Genomic DNA, 24404 nt, shown 5'->3' with positions numbered 1-24404 from the left:
CAATAAGGAGGAACTAAAATGGATAGAAGTATATTAAAAGGTATGTATGATGTGCATGTACACTGTGGGCCGTCTACAGCAAATAGAGCAGTAGATGCTGCTGAGATGCTGAAGCTTGCGGAAGAAGTCGGTTATGCAGGATTCGTCGTAAAGGATCACTATATCCCGGCACTATTAGGAACGAAAATGGTGGAGAAGCATTTAGGAAATGGTACTTGTAAGGTTTACGGATGTCTCGTTCTTAATAATGCAGTGGGTGGCTTTAATGTCAACGCAGTGGATAAAGCAAGACAAATGGGCACGGCAATGGTTTACTTTCCAACCGTCTCCTCTAAAACGCATATCGATGGGCACAAAGGCTCTGCGTTTGTTGGTGGAGCAGGTGCTTCGGATGTAGAGGAAGAGCCAATCGTTATAGCCGATGAAAATGGCAATCTTAATCCTAAAGCTGTGGAAGTAATTGAGTACTTGGCCAAGCACGATATGGTATTGGCTACCGGACATGGTAATGAGATTGAAGTGGATGCTACAGTCAAAAAAGCTTTGGAGCTGGGGATGAAACGTATCCTGGTAACCCACCCCCATTATCAAGTAGGAGCAACCATTCACGATATGAAGAGATGGGCAGAAATGGGTGCCTATATTGAGATTAATGCTTGTGTGTTTAAAGATAGCGGTTCAAAAGTGGAAGCAGTAGTAGATCTGTCCGTTGCCAAAGAGATGATAGATGCCTGTGGTGTGGATCGTATCATTATTGATACTGACTATGGTCAAGCTGCTAATGGTTCACCAATAGAAGGAATGTATAATTTCGTCAATGCCCTGGAAGAACATTTTGGAGTCACCGAAGAAGAAATTAATATTATGACTAAGAAGAATCCGAAAGAACTGTTCAATTTCCAATAACAACAGAAGTCACACAAAAATAATTATATGATACTGGAGGAAATAAAAATGACAAAAATTGATTACGGTAATCTGGACAACCTGCCATGGCAATTTGTGAGAGAAGGTATCACACGGAAAGTATTCGGTATGGGAGCCGAAAACATCAACGTCACAATCAATAAAGTGGAGAATGGTAACGAGAAGAACCCGCATACCCATGAACTAAATGAACAGATTGCACTTATCTTGGAAGGTGAATGTGACTATTATGTAGATGGTGTTCCCTACCGCATGACCAAGGGTTCTTGGATTACTGTCCCAGCTGGTGTGGAGCATTATATTGAAGTCTACGACAGTCCTGTACCAGTACTTAATATGGATATTTTTTATCCTTTGAGAGAAGAGTACAACGAATCCTATGGTAAATTCATTGAAAACTACCGAAAATAAATACGAACCACTGTTGATTAATCTATGTTTATAATTGTTGTCAGCAGTGGTTTAAAGAGGAGTAAGTATTATGAAGATGCGTAATTTGGTCAAAGAGAAGCTGGAGAAAAACGGGCATGTATTGGGTGCCTTCGTTGCTTCGGGCTCACCCACTAATGTAGAAATTTTAGGACTTAATGAATTTGATTTTGTCCTCATTGATAAGGAGCATGCCCAAACCGATATGGAAACGATGGTCAATATGATACGGGCTGCGGAACTATATGACATGGCGCCACTTGCTCGCGTTTATCATCCACATGACGGACCTATGATGTCGCGAATGCTGGATGTTGGCATTCATGGTTTGATGATTCCTATGGTGGAAACTAAAGAGCATGCACAATATATTATTGAACATATGAAGCTTGCTCCTTTAGGAAAAAGAGGTATAGGCGCTGGGCGCGGACCAAGATGGGGATGGTATGAGAATTATAATAAAGGCGAAGTGAACGATAATATCTATGTCATCATGCAGTGTGAGACTAAAAAAGGCGTGGAAAATATTGAGGAGATTTGCCAAACGCCAGGTCTTGACTGTATCTTTATTGGAACTGCTGATTTATCACAGGATATGGGCTGTTTTGGCGACAACAATAACGATGAGTTACAAGCTGCAATTGACAAAGTAATGAAAGCCTGTCAGAAACACAATATCGTAGCCGGCATCGTCACTGGAACGGCGGAAGAAGCGTCGAAACGTGTTCAACAAGGTTTCCAATTCGTTACTATAATGAATGACTTGGGATTCTTTAAAAGCCAGACTAAACACCAAATCGATACGGTTAGATATAGTCTGTCGAGATAACGATAAAGTGAAACTTCGATCAGTGGGGGTTTTCTTCATCCCCCACTGATTGTTAGTTGAACCAATCGGGCTTTTACGGGCAGTTGATCTCCCACTTATCTTTTCGCTTTTCTTAAATCTTGAAGTGGGAGTCTTACTGCCAGTTAATGCGGGATAAAAAGTGAATTTAAAATTTCTATAACTCTTGACTGCTTCTGCTGTATGGAAGGCAAATTAAAAATGAAGTACAATTAATTAGACAATAATCGAAAAAATTGAAGAAATGGTACTTAGAACTATGTATGTAAAAATACAAATAAGCACTTGTCAATTATAGTAGACAAGTGCTTTAGTTCATACATTTCTATGATTACTTACCCTTTGAACTTTTTTAAAGTTTATATGTTTATCAGTTACCGCCCCAATATAATTTCTAAAGCTTATGTCCGTAGAAATATTTCCTTCCCTTTTCCCAGCTTTTAGTCGAAAGTCCATTTATATAATCAATAAAACTTTTATAGTTGCCTCCACTGATAACAGTGTTATACTTCCCAGGTACTTTTTCACCTGTCCAAATTGATAATAAAGATGGAATTAATTCCATACTTAATGGCTCTTCATTATTTGCAGCAATCATAACTCTCTGCATTAATTTTTTTGCTAAGTCTCCAGGAAAAGCTAAATTTTGTTGATAGTAATAACTTTCCGTATCATTATCATCACAATATTTATAATAAAAATCCCCAATTTCATCCACAGTGGCCTCTTCTCCATATTGTTCTTCAAAATTAAGGAAGAAACTAATAGAATCTTTCATAATTAGAGCTGTATCACTAATATCTTCCCACTCTTCTAGCAATGCCAATAAGTAAGGAACTATATGAAGAGAGAGTGATGTAATGGCTGCTGAAACAAAAGTGTTTATCGTTTCTTCTGTGCCCTCACTTAGAAATCGAAGATTATTTGAATCCTTTAAGTCATCATGTGTTGCGACATTTAAAAATACTCTAATACAAAGATTCAAGACAGCTTCATCTTTGGTCTGATTCATTAATTGAATCAATAACGGCTTTTGAGTAAAATCCCCTTTTTTATATAATTCTATCAAGTTAAATAAAACTTCCATTTCTTTAGCAGCTTTTAAAATGTTTTCTTTGATTTCTGCTTGGGAAAGAGTCGATTTCTCTCCAAACCATATACTATTCATCAGATTTATTGTTCTATTCATACATACACCTGCTTTCAATCCTTGTATGTGTAAACGTTTTTCCCCTAAGATAGTTGGCATTACCACCTGCGTCTACGGAAACTGTGGACTGCTATGCTGCTTCTAATTTCTTCACTTGTATTTTTATATGTCTTGTAGCCCTATTACAATCCATTCATCTACAACATCCCAGAAATTCAAATTATATTCAGGCTGATCATTGCTAAACCATAATGTAGCTGCACCATCGATACAGTTGGTTATATCAATAGCAACATATCCTCCCATGCCATTTTGAAAAACCCCATATGTAGTATCCATATTAATTCCTAAAGGTTCATCTAAATCTTCAAGTATTCCCCATTCATAATCCTCAAAATGAGTAATGTGTTTCACTGGCACAAGCCCCATAGTTTTACTTGGCAGATTATAAAATCCATTATGTAACTTTTCATAGAACTTCTTAATAGATCCTGGTAGTTTTGACCAAGCTTTCCTCATTTCTGGAATAAAAAACGAGTTTGTTGGTATACCGCCTTCATAAAATAAAATTTCTTCATTTTCACTTTGTACGCTGTATAGTACTGCATATTGTCCATTATCTATTATCAATTCAAATTCTAATAGATTCTCTTGCAAGTACGATATAGTATTGCTCAATTCTTTTTCACACACACTATTCCATAAAGCTATTAATTTATCTTTCTTTTTGGTTTTATCTGTTTCTTTAAAAATTTCTTTCCATTCTTCTGGGATATATTGATTTTCAATATAGAGTAAGTCCTGGTTAGGAACAAACTCTATGTTTTTTCTATACTGTTTTAAAAAAGATAATTTATCCACTGGTAATCACCCCTGTTTATTTCCTATTAAACTTCTTTAAAAAGGCACATGGTGCTCTTTCTAGCTTTATAAGTACACATGAAAATCTTTATATACCAACATTTACCCTACTTCATATTCCACATATTTACGATGGTTGGCTTGAGGAAGGAGTTATTCTTCCAAATGGAGACCCCCCAATCATTTGCATCTAATATTATCGAATATTTACTCTAGGAAAATCCATTTTCGAATCAAGGCCTTAAATCAAATCAAAAATCTAATTCTTTCTCATTTCCTTCATAATCTACTAACATTGAACAACTTTAGCATCTTGATCATTATTCATATATAAATCAAAGCAGATAGAATCACTATAATTCAAATCTGCAATTATAAAATTGCTTTTAAAACTTCCTCTACAGAATTGCCGAACTTATGTGGATCTTCCTTTTTATATCCATTAATAAATTTATGATAATCCCCTTAGTCTTGATATCTACTTAGTTAGTTCATTAGCATATATGCTTCTCACTTGTTCATGATTTAAAATTCTGAAATGTAACACTTCCATCCATTCTCTTGCCCTATCAATAATACTTGGAACTGCTAATGCTATTAAATATACTCCTTCTTCAATACTCTCTTTATAAAGATGCTCTATGCCATGTACAAGACCGAACATAACCTCATATCGTTCAGTATCATCGTCAAATACCATGCATAATTCTGTAATAATAGACGTTTTTCCTAAATTAATAAGATTGTCTAATGCTTTTTCAAATTCTGATACTTCTGTTGGAGATTGTAAAAGTCTATTAGAATAAATTTTTTTTAACTCAGATCTCACATTCACACATTTACACCTCAATTACTTTTTTTATAGTTCAGGATATAAGTCGCTATGCTTTCTAATCGTAATTAGAAGTCCCTACATTGCTCTTAAGTAATAATTTCATCCTTTTCGTTAAACACTGCCACTCATCAAAAATTATTTTATCATCCGGTAGTTCTTTCCATGCTTGTTCTAAGAAAATGACACACTCCTCTAGATTTCCTTTGTCAAATTCTTCATTTCTCTTATCCATTAATTCTTTATTAATCACCTCTTAAATTTCACTTTTAATCACATCAAAATATTTCTCCTCTTCATTTTCAAAAATCGAGTAGCCTTCCAGACTATATGCTCTCAGTAAATAATCTTTCGCTTTATTAACGTCTCATAATTCATACTCGGTCTCACCAAGACGTAACATAATACAAGGATTTTCTATTCCATCAGGACAATTAATCGCATTAAATAAAAAATCGTTCGAAGCATTATAATCTTTATTCATATAACAGGTATCACCTAATGCTATGTAAATCCATGTGCTTGCTTCCCAATTATGTTTAGGTTCGGGAACTAAATCTAAAGCTTTCAAATACATTTGTATGGCATTATCCAAGTCAAAACTATTAACTAAGTCATCTCCTTGAGAGCATATAATTACTATTCTCTCATATAGTTCATCCTGTAATTCCAAATTCCTCCCAATTATCTGGTGATAAGCATTCCTAGAAAATTCTTTATAGAAATCTTGTGCAAGCCCCCTAAAAAAAGAGGAAAGATAAAATGTTTTCTTTTCAACCTTTTTATATAAAACTTAATAATAAAAGCTCTTTTAAGTACTTTTTATGTTTAACAGGATTATAGTTGACTTTCTAAAAGAATAAATAGAAAATTATGTATATAAATAAATATATTTAGTGTTTCTTCATTGAATTATTAGGAGGATATAAAAATGCAGGAAGATCTATATTCAGCAAGCATTACAGATGAATACATAGAAAAAACGAAAAGCTATAACCTTAGCAGTTTATTTATAGCAGCTTTCTTTGGTCAAATTATTGCAATTACAGCATTGGGATTGCAGAATGCGATTTGGCTAAAAGTAGAGAAGAAGATTTTATATAAGCTTATTACCGTCAGCACTTCTTTGTTTCTCTTTAAAATATATTTAACTTATGCAATTACTCATCAAATAATCAACTTAGACGAAAGTTATATTAAAATTATTGGTAGAGTAATAGGAATCGTTACTTTTATCATTTATTATAACTATTTAAATCGTACCTTTAAAGAACATATGTCTTTAAACGGTAAAACACAATCGCTAATTCTTCCAGGCATCATTTGGTGCACTATCGGAATTGCAATAGAATTTTTTATGATAAATTTAATTTCTAGTATATAGTTAGACTACCAATAAAAGGAGGATAGAAAATTGATCAAGGAAAAAGCTGTTTCGTTGGAACTAGTAGAGTATTATTTTCACATTAATAAATACGAGCAAGTGATAGAAATATTTAAAGACGGCATGGGAGAATACATCAACAACGGTCTAGCCTGGTATATTCTTGGATACAGTAATTATTCTCTAGAAAACTATGAATTAGCTGAAGAGCAGATGAAGGAAGCCCTCCGTTTTGGTATCCATGAAGAGCCGGTACTTCATGTATTAGGAATGATATATATTAATACGGAACGGTGGCAAGAGTCAGAGAGTGCCCTTCTCGAGGTGCTCCGAATAAATCCTGAAAGTGCAGATGCTCATGCAAGTTATGCATATTTGATGAAATTGGTGGGCCAAAGAAAAAAAGCATCCTTACTCATAAAGAAAGCACTAGAAATGAATCCAGAGGATGGTCGAACACTTCGGTTACATTATTTTATAGAAGAGTTAGGCAATGGGAAGAAAGAGCAAATTAATTCTATACAAAAGTATATGGACTCGAATGACTCTGAGTTTGAAAAAATGTTGCATTTAGGTCATGCGGCTCAAAACCAAAATGATCCCAAAAAAGCTATGGAACATTACGGGCAAGCATTTGCCTTAAACCCCGAAAATAAAAAGTTGTTGGCTACACTAGAGGAGCTTGAAATTGATGCACACCCCTTATTAGTTCCAAATAGACTGGCGGGTAGACTGGGTTGGGGGGTTATATGGATAATAGGAGTAGGACTCACAATTCTATTATTTTCATTGGATTTTAATATGATAGGTACTATTTGGCTTTATACATACATTGCATTTTGTATTTATACTTATTTATCAGTACCAATTGTTAAGTTCTTACTAAAGAGAAAAAGGTGATAAAATGGATAAAGTGAAATGGCTACAACAAATGGTAGAACGAAGTCCTCAAGATGCCCAAGCTCACTATTGGCTTGGAAAAGAACTAGCTGAAAATGGAAGTTTACTAGAGGCGGTTCAATCTTTCTCAACTGGTATAGCTTGCTGTCAGGATGAGGAGCTTCGCTTAGAAATAATACAAGAACTCACAGCTGTAAGCTCAAGACTCCAACAGCAAAAGATAAAAGAAACCGTGCCATCATCCGAGGAATTGTTGGAAGAAGGATATTCTGAACCAAACATGCTTGTAGAACAACAAACAAACTTACAGCAATTAAAACCGAAGCTTAAAGTTATTGAAGGAAATGGTTCTAATAAAGAGGTTAAGAGTGTTTCTAATACGATAACCTTTGAAGATGTTGCCGGCTTAGAAGATTTAAAAAAGACGATTACTCTTCGGATTATAAGTCCTTTTTTTAACAAAGGATTATTCGCTAAATTTAAGAAAAAATCAGGTGGAGGAGTACTTCTCTATGGTCCTCCTGGGTGCGGAAAAACATTTATTGCTCGAGCGACTGCTGGCGAATGTAAGGCAAATTTCTATCCAGTCCATATTACAGATATTTTAGATCCATATATTGGCGTAAGTGAGCAAAATCTCAAGGATATCTTTGATAAAGCCCGCTTTCAAAAGCCTAGTATTATGTTCTTCGATGAGGTTGACACTATAGGATATAGTCGTTCCAAGTCTTCCTCACATCTTAGAGGAGTAATTGATACCTTTCTTTCCGAGATGGAAGGTATTGATACGAGTACAGATGAAGTGCTTGTCATGGCTGCTACAAATACTCCGTGGGATATAGACAATGCATTAAAGCGTCCGGGCAGATTTGACCGATTGATATTTGTTGCTCCTCCGGATGAGAAAGCAAGAAGGCAAATCTTTCAATTAAAATTAATGGGTCGATATGCGGAAGAAATAGACGTGGCAGCACTTGCTAAAAAAACCGAGTTTTACTCAGGTGCAGATATAGAAAATGTAGTGGAAATGGCTTCAGAAAATGTTTTAGAGGAAATTCTGACCACGGGAAATGAACGACCACTTAACACAAATGATCTAATGCATGCACTTAGCAATCAGCAAGCATCCACTTTAGATTGGTTACGTACGGCAAAAAATTATGTAAAATATTCTAACCAAAGCGGGCTTTATAATGATATTGAAAAATATCTTCAAAAGCATAGCAGAAGCATTTAATGCAATTGAATGTATAACTTTGGTTTAAATTTAATGATCGTTTCTCATATGAGTATTAGATAAGCGTATAAAAAACCCTGTTGTATCAAGTTAAATTACGCTGATATCGACGGGGTTTTCCATTGACCAATTAGCGTAAGTCCGTTTTCCAGTTCGCCTTCTTGAAATTGTTCCAGTATGTAGCCTGCGGAATCGGGCTCGAACGAGTGAAATGCTGCTTCCATCTGACTGAGGATTTGCTGAATTCCTTGTTAGCTAGCTAATAATAAAAGAGACTCCAAATCTGGTATGGAGTCTCTTTAAAATTATTAATTTACGTAGAATTATCTAGTATAGAATACACTCATTCAAGTTTTAATAATAAATGAAGTTTCAAATAAACTAGCAATTTCGTTTTAGATTCCTCTAAAATGTACCATGTCATAAGGATAATAGGGAATAGTTTTTAATACGCTATCATCTAGTCCTAATATCTTTACAATGGCTCCACTTTCAAAACTCCAATAGCCAAAGTATAATTTTTCACGATGCTTATGGCAGTCATACCATCCCATATCCTTATGTCCAACATACCACTTTTCTAACAGATATTCCTTCATTAAGGGGATAGCATCACCTTCATTCTCCGCATGAATAACCTTTATCAGACTATTAAATGGTACTTCAAACAACAATGCACTATCCTGATAATTCACCTCATTTTTTCTTGAATGAATGATAAAATTATATAAAAAATCATCCAGGTGGCTGTTTTCTACTAACTTCACTAAAACATTAAAGGATTCATCATCAATCTCCAACATAACACCTATAGCTAGCATCCACAACATATCTTCATAACGTGCAGGATCCCAAAGTTCTTTCATGTCTTGCACTATTAAACGATAGTCATCAATGAGATTTTCTACCGGTTCGCCCATTGAATAATTAGCTATTAATATTTGAAATTTCAAATCATATACTTTTTTTTGACGTTTACGACTCTATCTTCTCTTACTTCATTACTACTTAATTTTAACTCAAATTTATTTATTCTATTTTTTTCTTCAGCAACATATTCGTTAAAATATTTTGTATCTTTAAGTGAATCTCTTACCATTTTTTCACACCCTCTTATTTTATTACATATCCATTATCATCTAATACTTTAGTTATAACAGATCCGTCTTCTTTAGTATTCACTAATATCCTATCATATCCTTCTAGCAAAATATCATCTGCATTATCTTTTCCTACTGCGCTTTCTAGTCTATTTCTTCCCTCTATCCATGTTTCACTCATTTGTCTTCCATCTTTGGTATTGCTTAGAGTAGAACTCCCATATTTAGCCTCACCGAGAATATACTTTGGAGGTGACCTAGGTCAAGGTATACCCCATCAATTCCTTTTACTATTTTATCATCTAGACTAGTTACTCTATCGTTACTAATTCTAGTAAAACCTTGACTTTCAAAATGGATATCCATTTTCATTTCACCATAGTTACCTTTTTGCTTGTTCGTTACTAAAGTTATATTCCCCGTTTCAACTTCCTCGACAACTTTTAATTGGTCTTGATTTAAGGTTGCACCCTTTGCTCCACCTTTGACATTATCCGTTGCTTTACTTGCACTTTGGGCATCTGCTATCGCCTCGCTGCCTTTTTTGGCGAATTTCCCACCTGTACTTGCCCAGCCTGCAATGGGAATCATCGCTCCAAAAGAAAGGGCCGCATTTAATGTATCTCCCCTAGCAGAATAGATAACACCGTTTAAACCATCTGCCGCTTCACCAATAACAGGGACAAGTCCGGCCACATCTAATACGGTCTGGAATATATCTAGTCCTTTATTTTCCTTTGGTTTCTCAACTTGAACGGTCTCTTGTTTATATTCTACTTTAGAAACAACTTCATAGAAAACCGTTTCTCCAACCAAATACTCTTTAATAAGCAACCCATTTTCATATTGATGATACTTGACATTTTCCTCTATGTTTTCTTCGACAGTGGCCACTTTTTTCCCTTCAAGACCTTGGAAAGTCGTAGCGGTAAGCATGGTGCCGATCAACTTTTCCTGTTTCTCCACCCACAAGTTACTAGGATCTAAGTATACTTTAGGGAACAGTTCTGTTCTAATGTCACTTCTTAAGGTAAGAACATCCCACTGGCTTTGCTCAAAGGTTATATCTTTTACCCCTGCTTTAAACAGTCCTTCCAAATCGGCCAGCCATGTGTCCATTGCTTGCAAACCTTGTTCAATGGGAGTAAGTGCGGTCGTCTGGGACACATCAAATTCGTGGAGCCCATCGACTGTGTCATCCCGTTTTTTCTTAGAATTGATGACTCCCATTTGTACCCCACTATCATCCAAGTGTGGTAGAGCAACAATATCACTGACCTGATCCATGATGCTATTGGTCTCATCCGTCAAGCTTTCGGTCAGTTGGCCAATTAGCGTAAGTCCGTCTTCCAATTCGCCTTCTAGAAATTGTTCCAGTATGTAGCCTGCGGAATCTGGCTCGAATGAGTGAAGGGCTGCTTCCATCTGGCCGAGGATTTGTTGAAAGTTATCGGAAAACAAGCGGAAAAATTGAAGAAATGGCAGATGACATTCTCGATAAAAGGAGCGAATGGCATTTCCGCCTGCTCCTTTCAATTGTTCTTCCATATCAACTAACCCTAAAACTGACTGATAGATGGAATCTACTTCGCTTCTTACCCTATAAAGCATCGCAATGTTGCGTTGTAAACCATCTTCAAATAGATCTACATCTAACACTTTCATAAGCAATGCCTCATCAAACTTTTAGAAACAATCACTTTTGAACGATACCCATTTTCTTCATTATACAATAATCCCCCGTACGTGAACATGCTTCTCCTCCTCTAGTAACCTATCAATAGTTATAATATTCCACTTTTATAATGGAAGGTAAAGAGAGAAGTTGCAATTTTCATAAAAACAATGCAAAGGAATTAAATAGAAGAATTTGGTTTGTAACTCTTCTACCACCACTCAAGGAAAATAGTGGTTATTTAGATAGCGCTTAATATAGGTCTTAGTAACCATAAATAATCGTAAGAAATTGACCTATCCCGATAGTTTTAATGTATTAGAAATAGGAATATCCACTCAAGAAAATGTAAGTAGTTTAATCATTTTCTCCCGACCAACCGCACTTATGAGTAAAGGTAATCTGGGTCCACTACTTTGACCTATAACTAATTGATAGACATTTTGAAATAATTCTTTCTGGCTTTCACGCATTCTTTTTTTATCGTCTTCTTCACAAATAGCATATATTTGGTTCATAAAAGAATCTCCTGATAAGGAAGTTTCATTTCTTAGCAACTCTGTTAGTTCATTTACTTTTCTTCGTTGCTCAGTAGTCAAACTATTATAGTACAGGATATTATTTACCTGGTTTATACTTACCAATCGATGGGGATTCCAATATTTTATCCAATGAGCCACCCTGTCACTAATCGGATTGATCTCTTCCATTGTATATTCTACTCCGGTTCGACTTAAGGAAGTTTGCAATAATTCATAGTTAAAACCTATACGCGAGAAAATACTTGCAACTTGGCTAAAACTCGGGTGCCTATTTATACTACCGCCACAAGCCAACTCCAATGTAATTCTAATATCTTCCTCTTTTATCAATCCCTTTGAATATGCGGATTGATATCGTTCGAACTCTGAGTAATTGCGCAGTACATCTTCATCTAGTCCTATATGAAAGGAAGCATTTGGTTTGTATTTGGCAAACATAAATAGAATAATTTCCGGTGTGTAGACTAATAGAAGATCATTTGGTGTTAGTCCGTTTCCGGATGAGCTAGACATTTTTTCATTTGTCCCTTTTAGTCCGATAAATTCATAGGCAGTATAATCAGGTGCTTCATAATCAAATATTTCTTTCGCAATCGCTTTAGAGACATTATAACTACCAGTTGCAGATGAATGATCTCGTCCCCCTGGTTCAAATACTACATCTTCCATCATCCAGCGCATTGCCCAATCGACTTTCCAATTTAGTTTTATCCTGTTTTTTCCCCCTAGTGATTGCACCCCTTCATTTCCACAAGTACAGGTGTATTCGATTTGTCCGAGTTCTTCGTTAAAAGCACATATAGCGGTCGTATCCTTGTTACAGCTGTCACAATATAAGGTGATGGGGAAAAATGCTTCACTTTGTTCGGAAGAAAAAGGGCTGGACTTAAAACGCATGAGTATCTCGTATATCTCTTTCCTTTTTTTCAATGCAATCCTAATGTAGTCCGAATATCGTCCACTTTGATACTCCACACTTTGGTATATAAACTCAGGTTGGATGCCAAAAGCTTGTAAAGATTGTTCAAACTCTTTTTCAAAATAATGAGCATAACTTCCCTCTCCAAAAGGGTTTGGGACATCCGAATAAGGCATACCAACAAAATTCTCAAAAGATAAGGGCACATTTTGAGGAACTTTTCTTAATCTATCAAAGTCATCCCACGAAAAAATAAACCTCGTCTTTTTACCTAAGCTTTCTAAAGCCTTTACTACAAAAAAAGTTGTTACGATCTCCCGGAAGTTCCCGATATGGACAGAACCAGAAGGGCTAATCCCTGATGCACAAGTAAAAACCTCTTTTGTTGGATGTTTTTCAATTAATCTTTTCGCTATTTCATATGCCCAGTGCATAAACTCCACCTCTTTTTTACTATTTTTCATTCCACACATTTTAAATAAAATAAAAAAACTCCCACCTCCCAAGATTTTCATCTTGAGGGCGAGAGTTTGAATTCGCGGTACCACCTCAGTTTGCTTATTGATCACTCAACAAGCCTTATCAGGTACGGCCATTTGGCGATACCTTATCCCTGTAACGGAGGAAACCGTCGTAGCATCCCTAAGACTCGCTTAGTTCCATACGAAGCTCGGAGTTTTTTTTCAATAAGAATTCCCATCCCTTTTTTCACCAACCAAGGGTCTCTGTAATGCTGCATCTTATCTAATCGTCTCGTCATCGCTAATAAGTTATTGTTACTGATAATAGCAAATACCATTAATCAATCAACTGTTTTTTTCAAAAAGTCTAATTATTTATTTTAGACAGTGGTTAATGAGGGCTATGTTACTTTACGCAGCAACATATCACCTACTATATAGTCCATGTTTTTTTATATAGTTATAGCATGAAGAAGGTAATAAATATTTCGGTTCTCCGCCCATAGCAAATTCTTCTCGAATATACGTCGAGCTAATCTCCATTGCCAACCCCTTATCAACTAAATGAAAGGTTGAGCCATCATCATTGTTTCTAAGTATTGCTGAGCGACTAATGGTTGATAGCATATCTACTCCTTCTCTTGCCATCACTATGAACTTGTTTTCAGAAACTAACTCTCTCCCTTTAACCCATTCACCTTTTGCTATATCGACTAACAAATCTGCTCCCATAATGAAGTACACTTCATCATTTGGATACTTCTTCTTAAAATGTACCATTGTGTCATACGTATATATATTCCATGCATCTTGCTTCATTTCATGATCATCTGCAATAAAACGACTGTCATCTTCAATAGCTAGTTGAAGCATATTCCAACGATGCTCATCTTCCGTTTTCATTCTTTTGTCTTTTCTTTTACTTGAGCAAGGCAAGAAGATCACCTGATCCAATTTACAACGGTGTGCAACAGTGCTTGCTGTCCATAAATGTACGTTTGTAATTGGGTCAAATGAAGACCCATAAATACCGATCTTAGCCATTAATTGTTTCCTCCAAATCCCTTGTTCGACTTTTTCAATATAATCACAACACTATCTTCGTACTTTTTCTTGAATTTCACGAATTCGCTCCATCTTGTTATCCCAACAAGCTTGACTCAAATCGACTGGGTATTCTTCTGGATTCATCGTACGTTTATATTCATTCCATAATAAATTTAAATTGTCGTTTGCATAGCGTTGTATTTCTTGAATTGTAGATAATTCATATTCAACAGAACCGTTCACTATTACATCTAAATGCAATTCCTTTGCAGTAAAATCAGTTACGAATTTACTAATGTAGGTGTGTACCGGATGAAACATTTTCAAACGCTCTTCTGTTTGTGGTTTTTCATGCGCTAAAGCAATATAGTCTCCTTCAGCATGACCGTTGACATTATTAATAATACGATAAATACGTTTCCTTCCCGGTGTTGTTACTTTCTCAGGATTAGCAGAAATTTTAATGGTATCTACCATTTCTCCAGCTTCATTTTCAATGGCAACCAGCTTATATACAGCGCCAAGAGCAGGCTGATCATAAGCAGTAATCAATTTTGTTCCAACACCCCAAGTATCTATTCGAGCTCCTTGTGCTTTTAAGTTCATAATCGTGTATTCATCTAGATCATTGGAAGCGGAAATTTTCGCTTCTGTTAAACCAGCTTCATCTAACATTTTCCTTGCTTCTTTTGAAAGGTAAGCCATATCCCCACTATCTAAACGAATCCCTATAAAATTAATCTTATCGCCAAATTCCTTGGCTACCCGAATAGCATTAGGTACACCAGAACGCAGCGTATCATATGTGTCTACTAAGAAAACGCAATCCTTATGTGCTTCTGCATATTTGGTGAAAGCTACATATTCATCCTGATAAGCTTGCACCATCGCATGTGCATGTGTTCCAGCTACAGGGATACCAAATAATTTTCCAGCTCGTACATTACTTGTTGCAGAAAACCCTCCGATATAAGCAGCCCGAGTACCCCAAATTGCCGCATCTAATTCCTGTGCACGTCTAGTACCGAACTCCATTGCTACCCCTTCACCAATTACTTGTTTAATCCGGGAAGCTTTTGTAGCGATCAATGTTTGGAAGTTCACTATATTTAGCAGTGCTGTTTCAATCAATTGTGCTTCAGCTAATGGAGCTTCTATTTGCAAGATAGGTTCATTAGCAAATACCAATTCTCCTTCTTTCATGGAACGAATCGTACCTGTGAATTGAAGATTACTCAAATAATCGAGATACAGCTCGGAATATTGCCCTTCCTCCCGTAGATAGGCGATATCGCTCTCCGAAAACCCGAAGTTTTCAATAAACTCAATTATACGCTGCAACCCTGCGAACAGGGAATAGCCATTCCCAAACGGAAGCTTACGGAAATACATTTCAAATACAGCTTTCTTATTGTGAATACCATCTTTCCAATAAGTTTCCACCATATTAATTTGATAAAGGTCTGTGTGTAACATGAAACTATCATCTGCGTATTTCATTTTATTTTCCTCCTTTAATTTTAAACGATCTTTGCTCCAAGTGAATTTTCAAAATGCCCTAGTGCCCATTCATGTCCTGCTTGATTAAAGGAAGCTACTGCATCTTTATGGATGATAATATGAAATCCTTTGTTATAAGCGTCTACTGCTGTATGAAGCACACAAATATCTGTACAAACGCCAACTAAGTGAATTTCTGAAATTCCTCGTTCCCGTAATTTAATTTCTAAATCTGTTCCTGCAAATGCTGAATATCTTTTTTTATCCATGAAGTAGACGTTTTCTCTTCCTTCATTTGTTTCGTATACATTTTTTAAAGAACCATATAAATTTCTACCTTCTGTATTTCTAATATTATGAGGGGGAAATAATTTCGTTTCGGGATGATATTTGTCCCCTATTTCATGGACATCCACAGCAAATACCGTAAAATCTCCATTTGCAATAAATTCCTCTGTCAGCTCGCTAATTTTTGTTTCCAATCTTTGCCCTGGCTCACCACAAGTTAAAGAACCGTTTGTCGCAACAAAGTCTTCCGTATAATCAATGTTAATCAATGCACGTTTTTGCATAATATCTTCTCCTCATGTTTAGTTTTTAATTAGTAATTGTCGAATTACAATTTACTTTTTGTAAAATGATTAGGAAAGAAAGTAACTTTCCTAATGGTAAATAGACTCAATAATCTCATAATCATTAAAAGTATATAATTGAGATGGTCTATATGAATTTCTATTCGTTTTTTTCGGCTTACCTTCATTATCTATAACCTTTTCGATAAAGGGAAGCTTTGGTGCTTTTGTAAAAAATACAGAATCATTTGAGATACGTGGATCCTCTCCCACAGTCAAAAGAACTCTTTGTAATTCAGATAAGGTGAATTCTTTCGGTAGAAAATTTCTGGCTATCGTTGATTGAATCATCTCTTTTTTGATGGACTTCAATGCATCGCTAATTATTTGGCGATGGTCAAAAGCTAAATCCAACTTGAAAACTTCTTCTATGTCGAATAATTCCACTTCTGCAGCATCGTCATTTGCTTGTCGCTGTCCTATATGATTATCAGGAACTATTGCGTAAAAGGCATTTGAAATCATCCATCCACGAGGATCCCGACCAAATTCGTCATAAACGCCAAAATGCTTAATATGCAAACCGTCTACATTTGTTTCTTCTTTCAATTCTCTCTTTGCCGCCATGTAAGCCGTTTCTTTTTTCGGAGCGTCTACAAAACCACCAGGAAGGGCCCATTTTCCTCCTTCAATATTAGGATTATTTTCGCTATCTTTTTCAGCTCGTTTGATCAACATAATATTCAATGTCATCTTTGGCGGAGCCTTCTCTAATACTTTTTCCGATACAATCGTAAAAATGGCAATATCCGCTGTGTATCCATCTGGTGTGCGGTATTTAGAAGAATCATATTTCTTTAGAAATTCTTCTTCTGTCTTATAGTTTGTCATGAAAATAAATCATCCTTTTTAGTAATTTGTAATTATTGAATTACTATTTGTTTATATGATATTCCTTTTTCGTTTATTTTGCAACCCTTTTGTTTAAAAAATTTTAAGAAAATTCTACTTAAGAAATCTGGTTATTTAATTGGATTTTAAGTCTGCTAGACTGTTTGGTTACGCGCAAAAAATAGCCCCAGTTTCCCGAGGCCATACGTTTTTTATTAAGTAAAATATTCTAACTTGGCTTTAGGAAAGTACTTTTCCATATAGCCGTATAGATGAGATTTTATTTCTTCCTCTTCGTCCTTTTGGTAAATATACTTACCGATTCCATACTTGCCCCATTTGTAGCGCCTTTTTTCTTCATCTAGCTCCAATTTTGTCTTTGGATAATTCTTTTCAATCACTTTTTTGGCGGGCTTTGTAAACCGGTGTTGAATAAATTCAAATGTAATATCCTCTCTTGCATCATGCGGCAATTCTTCGTCAAGCCGTTCAAACAAGTGGCGATAGCCTTCCTCCCAGCCCTCATGTAGATAGATTGGTGCAATGATAAATCCAAGAGGGTAGCCAGCTCTTGCCACTTTACCTGCAGCCTCGATTCTTTTATCAAGAGGAGAAGTGCCAGGTTCAAAGTTTTTAATAACATAATCAGCATTTACACTAAATCGGAATCGCGTCTTGCCATTATGCTTGGCATCCAACAAGTGGTCGACAAAATGGAATTTCGTTACAAAACGTAGCCTACCTAGTTCTGTTTGACCAATGTGTTCAATTGCTCTTTTCAATGAATGCGTTAAATGGTCAATTCCGACAATATCGGATGTACAAGCTGCTTCAAACCGAGTAATCTCTGGTGCGCGTTCTTCAATGTAGCGATCAGCTGCTTCCAAAATTTCCTCTACGTTTACGTAAGTTCGAATATAAGGTTTGCTGCCCATCGTCGTCTGCAAATAACAATAATGACAATGTCCCATACAGCCTGTCGCAAGCGGGATTGCATATTCGGCTGAAGGCTTGGACGTATCGAATTTCAATGTTTTTCGTATGCCTACGACTAAGGTAGATTTAGCAATACGATATTTTTGAGCGTCCGTCTCACCCGGTAAATCCCGAATTTGGTTATGTGAAGTCGTAAAGCGCGTTTCAATACCCATTTTCTCGAATTTTTCCTTCAATTCTCTACCAAGCGGATAATCAAGTGAATTTGGTTCAAAATATACAAGCTGTGGTTTGAAGGGTTTATTCATATTGCGTACAACCTAATTCATAATTATTATCCATTTAATCATCTTACTCCTTTTACTTAGCTTGTCTAAAAAGTGAGTAATTATGAAAAGGATTTAATTACGAGTGAGTGTCCACAAAACTATTCAGTCCTACAATATGGTTCCGCTAAAAACAGTGTGCCATATAATATTTTATTTAATATTATTTACTGGAATAACCATCCATAAATTTAAAGTAAGGAAGAAATATCCCCAATAACGAAACCGAACAAATAATAGTTCCGATTAAATAATAAAGTGGACATATTCCCCATTGTTCACTCAAAACTCCACCAACAAGTACACCAAGTAGCATTGCTCCCCTTATGCGGTTCGAAATCATAAATAGAATTATCCTCTTCTTTTTTATGAGGAAGAGCAACTCCCCCGTGTTTAATAATTAAGTTGTTTAACCTGTCTCTACTATGGGAAAATCGATTTTTCTTCATTTCTTCATAACCTAAACAGGAAACGATAACAGGTACCACTACTTCCTTTTGAAACCATTTTGCAAGTCCAATATGATCTTGGTGCGTATGTGTCAAAACGACTTTCTCTATGATGATTCCAGATGATAAAACTTCTTTCCATCCATCCTTCGCCTCTTTTGAATCAGTTCCTGTATCAATCACGGTATAGCCATTTTTTCCTTCTATTAAATAGCAGTTCACTGCTCCCATTCCAGTAGGAAATTTGATCACAAGTTTATGTATACCTTCTGCTAATTCTGTTAAAATATCACTTCCTCCTTTGGTTCATCAAAAGCAATCTCTCGGCAACCAACCAACCTCTCCATTTTCTTTTTTCACAAGCATATAACCGTCACATTCATTATCAACGATCCATACTTTCTCTCCTTGTTTAACAGACAGAAAAGTTGTGCTCACATCTGCCTTAGAAAGTGTCGCTTCATTCTCTAATTTTATATATTCATTTTTAATCCATTGTTCTATCCCGAGATTCGTATTTTCACATAAAGTGAAGTACTTCTCTTGTCGTATTATTTGTAAGTCGTAATTGGGATATGTCACCGTTCCTACTCTATTCATAGAATCGTTATATTTTTTTTGCACTATGATTTCGTTTGTTAATTCATCAACATATGTATGTGTATACATGCCATTTTGGATAATTAGCGCATTTAATTGTCCGTCTTTCTTAATCTGATTTCCCCCATCTAATGCTATGATGTTTTTATCGAGGTCAATGATCGGGTTATGGGAACTAACTTGATTTGCACGGTAATTAACAACGGGCCAATGACCAACAATAACTGTTTTTTTCACTTGATGGACTTTGTTATAAAATTCTTGCGTATACAAAGCTGTCTCTTCTGAAGTTTCTCTCCAATTTTCCTTGTTATCAAGACCTGCATGAATGACAATAAATTCATCTGTTTCATATGCAATTGGCAATGATTCTAACCAGTCTATTTCTTCTTGAAAATTTTGGCGATAATAACAGCTCAGCTCACCTAAATTTACAAAATCATCTAAGGTTTTACGATGCTTTGCTAGCATTTCATTTAGAATAGAATGCTTTTGTCTATTCATATAAGCAATGATCCCCTGACTTCCATGAAAGACATAGCGATGAACTACATCACAGTTTCCTTTTGTCACATAGACATTAGCAGATCGTTCAGATAATACTCTTACAAATTGCATTACTTCTAAACTATTTGGTCCTTTTTCACAAAGGTCACCATTAATGAATAAATAATCATTCTCTGTATAATCTACTTTATCTAACAGACGTTTAAATAGCTTTAAATTTGCATGTATATCTGAAATAACTATCGCACGTTTTGTTTTATCTAATTGCAGTTTTCTTACTTCAATCATGATCTCAACTCCGTAATATTATAATCTTACGAATATTATAGCAAAAAAGTAACCAGCCATTTACTATATGGCCGATTACTTTCTAATTGTTACGTTAAGTTAACACTGTAAAATGTGAATGCAACTCATTTAAGAATTAACCAATTCTTGCTCCCAAGCAGGTAGCATTTTGTTTAATTGTTTATCTTCTCGGTATCCTAATACATATTCAGCTTGCATTATTGTATGGATTTCACGCGTTCCTTCATAGATAACAGGCGCTTTCGAATTACGTAAGTAACGTTCCACTGGATATTCGTCCGAATAGCCATTTGCCCCGTGAATTTGCACTGCATCATCTGCTGCTTGGTTGGCAAAATCACATGCTTGCCACTTTGCAAGGGACGTTTCTCGCGTATTTCGTTTTCCTGCGTTTTTCAGTTCTCCTGCGCGATATACTAGCAAACTGCTCATTTGATATCCGGCTTCCATTTTAGCGATCATTTGTTGAACTAATTGGTGTCTACCAATTTCTTTTCCAAATGTTTCGCGTGTATGGCAGTAGTTTACGCTAGCTTCCATACAAGCCATAATTTGTCCAACTGCTCCTGCCGCTACAGTGAAACGCCCGTTATCAAGCGCTGCCATCGCAATTTTGAACCCTTCGCCTTCTTCCCCAAGTAAGTTCTCTTTCGGTACTTTCACATTTTCGAAAAATAGCTCACCTGTGTTGCCTGCACGAATTCCTAGTTTTCCTTTCGTTGCGATGGAAGAAAAACCTTCCCATGTACGCTCTACTATAAAGGCAGAAATGGCTTTATGTTTTTTCGATTTGTTTCCTGTATAGGCAAAAACTAAGAAGTGGTCTGCCACATCACATAGAGAAATCCATGCTTTTTGTCCATTTAAAATGTAGTAATCTCCATCTTTGACAGCAGTTGTTTCAAGCGCTGCCACATCAGACCCAGCTGCCGGCTCTGTTAAACCAAACGCACCGATTTTCTCTCCTTTTGCTTGAGGTACTAAATACTTCTGTTTTTGTTCTTTCGTTCCCCACTGCAAAAGCGTCAAGCTGTTCAATCCAATGTGCACAGAAACCGCTGTACGGAAAGCTGTATCGCCGCGCTCTAGCTCTTCACATACGATTGCGAGTGAATTGTAGTCCATTCCGCTTCCACCGTATTGTTCTGGAATGCAAACACCCATGAATCCAAGGCCTGCGAGTTTCTTATAAATAGCTGGATCAGATTTTCCTGCCCGATCCCATTCGCCAATATAAGGCATAATTTCTTTGTCGACAAACCCTCTTACCGTTTTACGTAACATGTTTTGTTCGGCTGAAAATGAAAAGTTCATACTATAATCTCTCCTTTTAATTAGTTGTTTGTGTCATTCCTAATCGATTCATAATTTCCTCATTATGCTCACCCGGGTTAGGTGGATGGTGCTTCATCTGAACCGGCGTTCGAGATAGCTTAAGTGGACTTCCTATCAGTTTAATACGACCCGCTGTTGGATGATCTTGCGTGATAAACATATTACGCGCTTGCAGCTGTTTATCCTGGACAACTTCTTTTAAATTTTGAATTGGTCCACTTGGAATGTTGTTTTTTCTACACTGCTCTTGCCAATAGGCGGTCTCTTTTGTTAATAAAACAGCTTGTAATAATGGAACTAGTTCATCTCTATTTTTCACGCGGTTAGGATTCGTTTGAAAAAGAATATTTTGTGCGTATTCAGGTTTTCCAAGCACATCACAAAATGCTTTAAATTGATGATCGTTTCCGACGGCAATGACCATTTCTCCATCTGCTGTTTGAAATGACTGATAAGGAACGATATTTGCATGGGTATTACCGAGCGCTTTCGGAACTTGTTCGGCCATTAAATAGTTGCTACCGATATTTACTAGTGCACTTACTGCAGAATCATAAAGGGAAATATCCAGCTTTTGTCCTTTGCCGGATTGTACTCGCTCTAACAAAGCGGCTTGAATTCCCACACATGCATATAAACCAGTCAAAACGTCTACGATGGCGACACCTGTCTTTTGAGGTCCTGATTCTTTCGTACCAGTTATGCTCATCAATCCGCTCATGGCTTGAATGATAAAGTCATATCCTGGCAAATGTCGATCTGGTCCCGTTTCTCCAAATCCTGTAATGGAGCAATATACGATTCTTGGATTAAGCTCCGACAACAAGTCATAACCAATACCAAAGCTCTCCATCGTGCCAGCTTTGAAGTTGTTGATAATTACATCACTTTCTTGCACTAACTTTTTAATCACTTCGACACCAGCTTCTGACTTTAAATCTAGAGTAATGGCCTTCTTGTTTCGATTCGCACTTAAATAGTAAGCACTTACTTCTTCTTTAAAGGGAGGACCCCATCTACGTGTTTCGTCACTCCCACCAGGTGCTTCTACCTTGATAACCTCCGCACCTAAGTCACCCATGATCATCGTGCAATATGGACCAGCGAGAACACGTGATAAATCCAAGATTTTAATATTAGCTAGTGCTCCGGTCATTTAAACAATCACACCTTTCCTAAGTCAATTCAAAAAGCCAATTCAAAAAGATTACAGACCCGCTGTAAATCAAATTGAACTGGCTTATTATCTGCGGTAAAAAATCCTGGCTAGAATTTTTAACAGATTAGGCAGTATTGGCTTTTATATTTTTCAAAGATAGTCATGGTTGTGAACGTTAAATCGTTTCGGCATGACTTATTGCTTCTTATTCTAGTACATAAATACGAGTTTGTAAACCATTTTGTCCAAACTTTCTAAAAATTTAAGTTTTATTTTTTCTCAGCTATATATAACTCATAATGCTTATATAAATCTTTCAGTGCGGACATTACCGCATTTCCCGCTTTACCTAAATAATGATTTTTTATACTAGTAAGCGGTTGATCAATGCCATCTTGCAAACTATGTCCTCTCAACAGTTGCTGTACAAACGCTCGTCCATGTTCTGTTGCTAACGTACAGCTCGCCGCAACAATCACTCCATATTTTTTATCTATTTCCACTGTAATTGTCAATGTTTCATATAAATTTTGTGCCGCCATTCCTGCTGGTAATCTTGCATGCCCTGCTATAAAAACTGTATTCATAACCGTATCCCCTTTTGTTTCAAAGCTTGATTTAATATAAGAATACAGGAAGCAAATAATATTTAATAGAGGTTAATGGGAATATTCAGTATAATACTTATGTGTTTATTTGTTAATAATAGCCAGTGTTTGATGGTCTTCCCACTTCCCATTTATTCGAACATTTTCTTTAGCGACACCTTCCTTATGGAACCCGGCATTTTCTAACACTTTAATAGATCCTAAATTATGAGGCATCACTCCAGCTTCAATACGATGCAGCTTTAACTCCTTAAATCCGAACTCTACTGCCTGTCTTACAGCTTCGGACATATATCCTTTTCCATTTAGTTGTTTATCTAAATAATAGCCTATCCAACAACTTTGTAGATCCCCTCGCACAACTTCAGATAAAGTCACATTTCCAATTAACTGTTCATTTTCAGTAAGGAAAATACCAAATGAATAGAAAGTATCTCGCTCAGCACGTGAAATACTCTTTTCAATCCGCTCTATTTGTCTCTCCACCGTATAAAATTCCTCATCTTTTAAAGGAGTATATAATTGGAAAAAATCTCTATTTTCTATTTCTAACTTTAATAAATCCTCTGCATCCGAAACTTGCAACAATCTAATAAATATCGCTCTTTTATTCACCATATAACTTCCTCCTCTAAAAAACAAAAAATCACGGGCAACACCCATGATTTAAATAGCAATTAACTTTATTTACTACAGGAAAGATTATTTCCACAATCACTCTAACTATTTTAATAGTAACAAAATTTCATCTATTTCACAATGTTACCTGTTTGCTTTCTTGGAAAATAATTCAAACCACAACGATTTACAAATAAATAGGAAAATTTTTTACAATTGTTTATTATATTTTATGACCTACCTATGTTTGTTTCTTTAAAAGGAACATTCAGTTCTATATAGT

General features: G+C 36.0%; 27 protein-coding genes, 2 pseudogenes and 1 other annotated feature. Of the genes and pseudogenes, 6 read left to right on the top strand and 23 right to left on the bottom strand.

Translation table 11 applies throughout. The features are described 5' to 3' along the window. The first annotated feature begins 18 nt into the window (after positions 1-18). The 3 genes from OR571_RS17245 (at position 19) to OR571_RS17235 (ending at position 2185) form a co-directional block, all read left to right on the top strand. Positions 19-906 (top strand): DUF6282 family protein, encoded by an 888-nt coding sequence (locus tag OR571_RS17245; protein ID WP_282244581.1) that lies wholly within the window; start codon positions 19-21, stop codon positions 904-906. A 48-nt stretch (positions 907-954) separates the two neighbouring features. Continuing rightward, positions 955-1338 (top strand): cupin domain-containing protein, encoded by a 384-nt coding sequence (locus tag OR571_RS17240; RefSeq protein ID WP_211356347.1) that lies wholly within the window; start codon positions 955-957, stop codon positions 1336-1338. A gap of 70 nt (positions 1339-1408) precedes the next feature. Further along, complete coding sequence (locus OR571_RS17235) at positions 1409-2185, top strand: HpcH/HpaI aldolase family protein (RefSeq protein WP_282244577.1); 777 nt, start codon at positions 1409-1411, stop codon at positions 2183-2185. Between the two features lie 412 nt (positions 2186-2597). Here the strand turns inward: OR571_RS17235 and imm47 are convergent, their stop codons facing one another. The 5 genes and pseudogenes from imm47 to OR571_RS17210 all read right to left on the bottom strand — a co-directional run bounded on the left by imm47 (position 2598) and on the right by OR571_RS17210 (position 5719). Next, positions 2598-3392 (bottom strand): Imm47 family immunity protein, encoded by a 795-nt coding sequence (gene imm47, locus OR571_RS17230; RefSeq protein ID WP_282244575.1) that lies wholly within the window; start codon positions 3390-3392, stop codon positions 2598-2600. Between the two features lie 123 nt (positions 3393-3515). Beyond that, positions 3516-4214 carry an SMI1/KNR4 family protein gene (locus OR571_RS17225; RefSeq protein ID WP_282244572.1) on the bottom strand — a complete coding sequence of 233 codons (699 nt, stop codon included), beginning with the start codon at positions 4212-4214 and terminating at the stop codon, positions 3516-3518. A gap of 478 nt (positions 4215-4692) precedes the next feature. Continuing rightward, entirely contained in the window at positions 4693-5049 is a 357-nt protein-coding gene (locus OR571_RS17220; RefSeq protein WP_282244570.1) for an Imm30 family immunity protein, read from the bottom strand. A 55-nt stretch (positions 5050-5104) separates the two neighbouring features. Continuing rightward, positions 5105-5281, bottom strand: coding sequence for a hypothetical protein (locus OR571_RS17215; protein WP_282244568.1), 177 nt, complete (start codon positions 5279-5281; stop codon positions 5105-5107). 21 nt (positions 5282-5302) lie between these two features. Further along, positions 5303-5719: pseudogene (locus OR571_RS17210) on the bottom strand (tetratricopeptide repeat protein). A 258-nt stretch (positions 5720-5977) separates the two neighbouring features. Between OR571_RS17210 and OR571_RS17205 the strand changes: the two are divergent. The 3 genes from OR571_RS17205 to OR571_RS17195 are packed head-to-tail and all read left to right on the top strand — an operon-like array spanning position 5978 to position 8567. Beyond that, complete coding sequence (locus OR571_RS17205; RefSeq protein WP_282244566.1) at positions 5978-6430, top strand: hypothetical protein; 453 nt, start codon at positions 5978-5980, stop codon at positions 6428-6430. A gap of 30 nt (positions 6431-6460) precedes the next feature. Further along, a complete protein-coding gene (locus OR571_RS17200) occupies positions 6461-7330 on the top strand; it encodes a tetratricopeptide repeat protein (RefSeq protein WP_282244564.1) in 870 nt (289 codons plus the stop codon). Positions 7331-7334: 4 nt separating this feature from the next. Beyond that, positions 7335-8567, top strand: a complete 1233-nt coding sequence (locus OR571_RS17195; RefSeq protein ID WP_282244562.1) for an ATP-binding protein — start codon at positions 7335-7337, stop codon at positions 8565-8567. A 95-nt stretch (positions 8568-8662) separates the two neighbouring features. On the opposite strand, the gene OR571_RS23005 is transcribed toward OR571_RS17195, so the two are convergent. From OR571_RS23005 to OR571_RS17110, 18 genes and pseudogenes are all read right to left on the bottom strand, one after another. Further along, entirely contained in the window at positions 8663-8803 is a 141-nt protein-coding gene (locus tag OR571_RS23005; protein ID WP_481900421.1) for a T7SS effector LXG polymorphic toxin, read from the bottom strand. A 159-nt stretch (positions 8804-8962) separates the two neighbouring features. Next, on the bottom strand, positions 8963-9520 hold the full coding sequence (locus OR571_RS17190) for a PoNe immunity protein domain-containing protein (RefSeq protein WP_481900410.1): 558 nt from the start codon (positions 9518-9520) through the stop codon (positions 8963-8965). After that, complete coding sequence (locus tag OR571_RS23000; RefSeq protein WP_481900409.1) at positions 9517-9666, bottom strand: hypothetical protein; 150 nt, start codon at positions 9664-9666, stop codon at positions 9517-9519. The genes OR571_RS17190 and OR571_RS23000 overlap by 4 nt, the downstream gene beginning before the upstream one ends. Positions 9667-9680: 14 nt before the next feature. Beyond that, the gene (locus tag OR571_RS17180) at positions 9681-9848 is read right to left on the bottom strand and encodes a hypothetical protein (protein WP_282244560.1); all 168 of its coding nucleotides are present in this window, start codon (positions 9846-9848) and stop codon (positions 9681-9683) included. Positions 9849-9871: 23 nt separating this feature from the next. Further along, a complete protein-coding gene (locus OR571_RS17175; RefSeq protein ID WP_282244558.1) occupies positions 9872-11332 on the bottom strand; it encodes a T7SS effector LXG polymorphic toxin in 1461 nt (486 codons plus the stop codon). Positions 11333-11680: 348 nt separating this feature from the next. Next, the gene (gene lysS / locus OR571_RS17170) at positions 11681-13237 is read right to left on the bottom strand and encodes a lysine--tRNA ligase (RefSeq protein ID WP_282244556.1); all 1557 of its coding nucleotides are present in this window, start codon (positions 13235-13237) and stop codon (positions 11681-11683) included. An 81-nt stretch (positions 13238-13318) separates the two neighbouring features. Then, positions 13319-13572 (bottom strand) — a binding site (T-box leader). Between the two features lie 118 nt (positions 13573-13690). Further along, complete coding sequence (gene nadD / locus OR571_RS17165; RefSeq protein ID WP_142536850.1) at positions 13691-14308, bottom strand: nicotinate (nicotinamide) nucleotide adenylyltransferase; 618 nt, start codon at positions 14306-14308, stop codon at positions 13691-13693. 51 nt (positions 14309-14359) lie between these two features. Then, complete coding sequence (locus OR571_RS17160; protein ID WP_282244544.1) at positions 14360-15811, bottom strand: nicotinate phosphoribosyltransferase; 1452 nt, start codon at positions 15809-15811, stop codon at positions 14360-14362. Positions 15812-15831: 20 nt separating this feature from the next. Then, positions 15832-16383, bottom strand: a complete 552-nt coding sequence (locus OR571_RS17155; RefSeq protein ID WP_282244543.1) for a cysteine hydrolase family protein — start codon at positions 16381-16383, stop codon at positions 15832-15834. A gap of 90 nt (positions 16384-16473) precedes the next feature. After that, positions 16474-17274, bottom strand: coding sequence for an NUDIX domain-containing protein (locus tag OR571_RS17150; RefSeq protein WP_282244540.1), 801 nt, complete (start codon positions 17272-17274; stop codon positions 16474-16476). Between the two features lie 215 nt (positions 17275-17489). Beyond that, entirely contained in the window at positions 17490-18518 is a 1029-nt protein-coding gene (gene splB, locus OR571_RS17145) for a spore photoproduct lyase (protein ID WP_282244538.1), read from the bottom strand. Between the two features lie 181 nt (positions 18519-18699). Further along, a pseudogene (locus tag OR571_RS17140) lies at positions 18700-18864 on the bottom strand (MFS transporter); the annotation flags it as partial. Continuing rightward, positions 18815-19216: an MBL fold metallo-hydrolase gene (locus tag OR571_RS17135; RefSeq protein WP_282246269.1), complete on the bottom strand. Its 402-nt coding sequence runs from the start codon at positions 19214-19216 to the stop codon at positions 18815-18817. The gene OR571_RS17135 and the pseudogene OR571_RS17140, both read right to left, overlap by 50 nt. Positions 19217-19294: 78 nt before the next feature. Then, positions 19295-20380: a metallophosphoesterase gene (locus tag OR571_RS17130; RefSeq protein ID WP_282244536.1), complete on the bottom strand. Its 1086-nt coding sequence runs from the start codon at positions 20378-20380 to the stop codon at positions 19295-19297. Positions 20381-20509: 129 nt separating this feature from the next. Continuing rightward, a complete protein-coding gene (locus OR571_RS17125; protein ID WP_282244535.1) occupies positions 20510-21715 on the bottom strand; it encodes an acyl-CoA dehydrogenase family protein in 1206 nt (401 codons plus the stop codon). A 16-nt stretch (positions 21716-21731) separates the two neighbouring features. Continuing rightward, positions 21732-22892 (bottom strand): CaiB/BaiF CoA transferase family protein, encoded by a 1161-nt coding sequence (locus OR571_RS17120; RefSeq protein ID WP_282244534.1) that lies wholly within the window; start codon positions 22890-22892, stop codon positions 21732-21734. A 272-nt stretch (positions 22893-23164) separates the two neighbouring features. Next, the gene (locus tag OR571_RS17115) at positions 23165-23482 is read right to left on the bottom strand and encodes a DUF3870 domain-containing protein (protein WP_282244533.1); all 318 of its coding nucleotides are present in this window, start codon (positions 23480-23482) and stop codon (positions 23165-23167) included. Positions 23483-23587: 105 nt separating this feature from the next. After that, entirely contained in the window at positions 23588-24121 is a 534-nt protein-coding gene (locus OR571_RS17110; protein WP_282244532.1) for a GNAT family N-acetyltransferase, read from the bottom strand. Positions 24122-24404: the final 283 nt, after the last annotated feature.

Origin of the sequence: Psychrobacillus sp. NEAU-3TGS (assembly GCF_029955155.1) — a bacterium.
Taxonomy (GTDB): domain Bacteria; phylum Bacillota; class Bacilli; order Bacillales_A; family Planococcaceae; genus Psychrobacillus.
This window is presented reverse-complemented; position numbering and strand designations above follow the sequence as displayed.